Origin of the sequence: Streptococcus sp. DD04 (assembly GCF_001578725.1) — a bacterium.
Lineage (GTDB): Bacteria > Bacillota > Bacilli > Lactobacillales > Streptococcaceae > Streptococcus > Streptococcus sinensis.
On the sequence record NZ_KQ968977.1, the window covers coordinates 71,706 to 76,955 of the forward strand.

1 protein-coding gene is annotated in these 5,250 nt (G+C 46.0%); it reads right to left on the reverse strand.

Translation table 11 applies throughout. From position 1 onward, the window contains the following. Positions 1-5,250, reverse strand: a 5,250-nt coding sequence (locus STRDD04_RS03190) for a G5 domain-containing protein (RefSeq protein WP_197460072.1), incomplete at both ends; no start/stop codon positions are given.

The following is a 5,250-nucleotide window of genomic DNA, read 5'->3' on the forward strand; positions in this document are numbered from 1 at the left end:
CAACAGTGCTAAATGGTAGAACCTCTGTCACGATATCCAAGTGTGGTTGTTCCACGACAAGATTCTTGACGCCTTCCGCTGGGGTGACTTGCTCAACTGGCTTGCCAATTTCCACGATCTGATCGACTGGGGCTTTAGAAACGAAGCTATCTCGTGTCACACGGCCAGTTTCCTGACCATTCTCAATGGTCACTTCAACCAAAGTCGTCTTCTCACCAGCCTTGCCTTCTTGGACAACTTTTCGCGTGCCCTTAGGTAACTGAGCAGTTTCGCGTTCAACGGTGTTGAACGGTAGAGCTTCAGTTACCACATCCAAGCGTGGTTGCTCGACAACCAGATTTTTAACACCTTCAGTTGGTGTCACCTGTTCAACTGGCTTGCCAACTTCCACGATCTGATCGACTGGGGCTTTGGAAACGAAGCTGTCACGTGTCACGCGGCCGGTTTCTTGTCCGTTCTCGATTGTGACTTCAACCAGCGTTGTCTTCTCGCCAGCCTTGCCTTCTTGGACAACTTTTCGCGTGCCCTTAGGCAATTGTGCATTTTCATGTTCAACAGTGGTAAACGGTAGAGCTTCTGTCACAATATCCAAGCGTGGTTGTTCGACAACAAGATTCTTGACGCCTTCCACTGGGGTGACTTGCTCAACTGGTTTGCCAATTTCCACAATCTTATCGACTGGGGCTTTGGAAACAAAGCTGTCGCGAGTAGTGCGACCGGTTTCTTGACCATTCTCAATCGTTACTTCTACGAGCATAGTCTTCTCGCCGTCTTTACCTTCTTGAACAACTTTTCTCGTTCCCTTAGGCAATTGTGCATTTTCACGTTCAACAGTATTAAACGGTAGAGTTTCTGTCACGATATCGAGTCGTGGTTGCTCGACAACAAGATTCTTAACGCCTTCTGCTGGGGTCGTCTTGTGAACTGGCGGTGTAGCATCCGCTGCTTTCTTCACTAGCTGGATCCGGTATTCCTTAGTCGTTTGACCGTCTTCCGTCACCACACGAACGAGACTTGGAAGCTCATCGCTATCAGACTGAACAACTGTTACCGTTGCATTGTTAGTAGCAGTCGCTTCAATCCTTGGTCTTGTGCCTTGATACTCCAGATGGTAATCTGTCTTATCTGCTGCAAAATCAGCCAAGGCTTGACCATTAACAGTGATGTTCGTTGCTGTAGTTGACTGAAGCACTTCGGTTGGAGTAACGGCAGTGAACTCTACAAGGGCAACCCCGTTAGTCGTATCCTTGCGCATCATACGAGCTCGGATAGCTTTTGTTTTAACTGGTTCAAAATTGAAATGAATCATCTTGCCAGCTATGATTTCGCTATCTGCTGTATAGTTCAATTGCTTCCAATTATTTGCATTGTTAAATGGATGATCAGTTTGCTCAGCATAACGAGAAGCTGGATTTGGTGCAGTAAAGTCTGGACCGTCATAGTATTCTAAGACGAGACTTTGCGGTGCATCTGTTCCACTATCTCTGAAGAACTGCATACCAACTTGTTGTACTGTCTCAGCTGCAATCTGACCTTGCTTTTTGAAAAGCACACCGACAGATACTTCTTTACTTGGAGCCTGTCTTGACCAGTTGGTCCAGCGATTGCTTTCGTTGGTCGAACCATCATTGACATAGTGAACCCTATCTTGTGAAGCTTGATCTGTGTCATTAGTCGTTGAAGCAAAGGCAAGTGAATCTTGGTCGTTATGATTTTGGTTCAAAGCAGCATTGCGCCCAGTTTGCTCGCTTACTCGTACTTTAAGCTGTGCCTGTAGATCTGTTCCAGGAATCGTTCCAGTCAGTGTAAAGCTACCCTTAGTTCGAAGTAGACTTTCATCAACTGGATTCCAAGTAACTGCTAGGTCTTTCTTGACCCACTCAGTACCACTTGGATAATAAACTGGTACAGTTGTTGGCAACTGGAGTCTCTCTCCTACATTTACGACTGTTGATAATGTTTCAGCAGCCGCAGGCTTACCTATTTGCTTGCTTTCTTTGATAAAGCGAATGCGGTACTCATCCACGATTTGACCATTTTCAGCTTTGATGAGTACACGGACAGGATCCTTTTCAGATGCTGCTGGAATCACAGTAGCTAGGCCATTATCGCTTACTTCTGCAGTCACTTGATTGCCTGTTTCTTTCTTGACAATCTCGTACTCTTTGATAGCACTGTTAAATCCTGGGACAGGCTGACCGTCTACCATAAGCTTAGCTGTCGCACTTGTCGTTTCTTCGACACTATTACCCATAACGGTCAATTCAGTCAAACCAACTCCGGAAGTGTTTGCCTTCTTCTTCATACGAATACGGATAGCTGGTGTTTCTACCTTATCAAAGCGGAAGACATTTTCAGAATTAGCACTCAGGGTCTGAGGTGCCCGAAGTCCAGTTACTTGCCTCCAATTGCTTGATTGATTGAATGGATGCTGCGCTTCTTTACGAACATGGTTAACATCTTTTGGTAACTCTGGCAGGTCTTTGCCAGCATAGTATTCAATGACATATTCTTCTGGCAGACCAATAGCACCATCCGTATAGAAGTCTGCTTTTAGATTGTCAACAAAGCGTTTGGTCAAGTCACCAGCATCACCAAATAGGATACCTGCATAATCTTCTTCATTTCCAGTACGCCAGTTGGTCCAACGATTCTTAGCACCACCTGAATTTCTTGAAATGTGGGTATCATTTAAAGCACTAGCGCTATCATCCCCACCAGTATCCGATACAAAGGCTGCTGGAAGTTCTGATCCAGTCCATTGTTTAGAGATATTCTTGTTTTGAACTGTTTGTTCAGATACTCGGATGTGAGCCTTGGTTCTCAGATTGAGTCCCACGACTGTTCCTGTAACTTCTACTTTTCCAGCTTGAGCTGTTGCATCAGATGGAACAGCATCCCAGGCTACTTCTTTATACTGGACACTGCCATCGGAGTGATAGGCACGGACTGTCGCTGGAAGCTTAATCTTCTCGCCTTTTGGCACGGCCAATGATACTTCTTCAGCTGTCAAGAAGCCTTCGACAGTTACATGAGCCAGAGCTTCAATGTCAGTCCCTGCTACTTTTCCTTTAACGGTAAAGCTATGATAACGGTCAACCTTTTCTTGGGAAATCGGCTCCCAAGTCACGGCTACCTTACGCGGCAAACCTTGATTATAAACTGCCAGTACTTCTTGAGGGAGACTTGGCAACTTATGCAAGTCTGTCGATAGCTTAATCGGCCGCAGCTCTGTAATGGTTTTTTCTTGTGTATTTTCAGCGATGCTCAAGGTTAGCTCTTGCGAAGTCAGGGTCTTATCTGCCTTAGCAAGACGAGCTGTGATATGAGCTGTTCCTTTTCGGTAGAGCAAGAGTTTGCCATTTTCAGCTTTGACTTCCGCACCATCTTCTGACTTAATCGTGAGTTCTACATCATTTTCTGACAGGAGCGCCCGTGTACCATCTTCGTAAATTCCTTTGACTTTATAAGGTACAGCTTGATCCTCAACTAGATTTTCTGTCTTTTCTACTTCTAGCTCAATGCCTGTCAAGGATGGGCTAGCTTCGACGAATTGTAGGCGATACACTCGAGTCAGACGACCAGACTCGTCTGTCACAAAGATAGAAGTCAACTTGTCATTGTCAGCACTAGCCTGCTGGATAGTTGCTGTGGTACCTGCTGTGGTTGTCGCTGAGACTGTTGGTACAGTCGCACCATAAGCAAGTGGGATACGATAGTAGGTCTTGTCTGCGCTAAAGTCAGACAAAGCTTTGCCCCCAACCTGAATACCTGTCACAGCACCTTCGGTTACGTTCTGATTAGATGCTCGGAATCTAGCTGAAACAGAAATGTCTGAGTCTGCAATTTTACCTGTAGCCTTTGTCTCACCATTTTCAGCTTTCAATGCATCTGGATTTTCCAAAGTCCAAGAGCTGACTTCAGTATCTGAGGTCGTACCGTCAGAGAAGACTGCTGTAACTGTCTTATCCAGTTCCTCAGTCGCTGTATTGACTGGTACTGTCTGAGCTTTTGGTAACCAAGCTACCAGATCCAAAACTTTCATCATCAAGCGAGCAGTCAGGCTCGTGCCTGCTACACTTCCTATAACTTCTTTGACACCACGCGTTTTAGTCAGGTCAGCTGGTATCTTCCAAGTCACAGCCTTGTCTTCTGTGCTACCGTCATTGTAAATAGCTTTGACTGTCTGTGGAAGTTGTGCTTCGTCACCAACCATAGCTGTTGCTTTTGCTGGAAGCAAGTCAACTAATTCTTTGGCAGACTGTGTTCTTTTCACCGTATAAACCGTTGCAGAGTCTGAACCTAGACCTTCTGAATCAGCAAATAGAGTAAACTTACCTGCTGTTTCTGTTGACTTAACGATGACCACACCCTTACCATTGAAGGCCTTACGCTTCCATGTGCCATCTGCTTGAGCCTTGTAGCGCTCACGGCTAGCCTGTTCACCATTATCCACACCGACAATTTCGCCTTGTCCATGCAAATTGAAGTGTACAAGATTATTAGCTGTCGGCACGAGATTACCATTGGCATCCACGATTTCATAATGGATGTAGGTCAAATCTTTTCCATCCGCTCCGATGACGTGCTCTTCTTTGACCAGACGGACATTGCTAGGTTGGTCAGCAGTTGTCACAGTATCACGCGCAATCTCTTTGCCAGACTCATCTCTGGCAACCGCCACTAGAGTACCTGGCTTATAAGCAACCTTCCACTCCAGATAGAGTTGGCCATTTTCACCTTCTTGATAGCTTCTGCCATCTGCTGTCTGCTTCTTGGTGAAGGTCTTTTTGCCAAGCGATTCATTGTTCAGATAGAGCTCAACGCTGGCTGCATTTGAGAAGACGCGGACAGGCACCTTGCCATCAACCAACATCTTTCTGTCTTGTAGACTCTCCTCATCCCAATTCCAGTGTGGCAACATATGAACCATCGGCTTGTCTTGGACTGAGCGCCATTGGCTTTGGTAGAGATAGAAATCATTCTTAGGCAGACCTGCTGTATCAATAATACCAAAGAAGGAACTCTTAACTGGGGTACGATCCATATTGTGCCAAGGGGTCGGCTCACCAATATAGTCAATCCCTGTCCAGATAAACTGACCAGCATAGCCGGCATGGTCACGGTCAAAGGTCCATGACTGAGTCGCTGTCCGTCCCCAAGCTACCTTATCATTTCCGTAGTCAGACTGCTCATAACGACGGCCAGCACTGTGGTCATGGTTCAAAATCCGTGATGGATCGTAGTAAG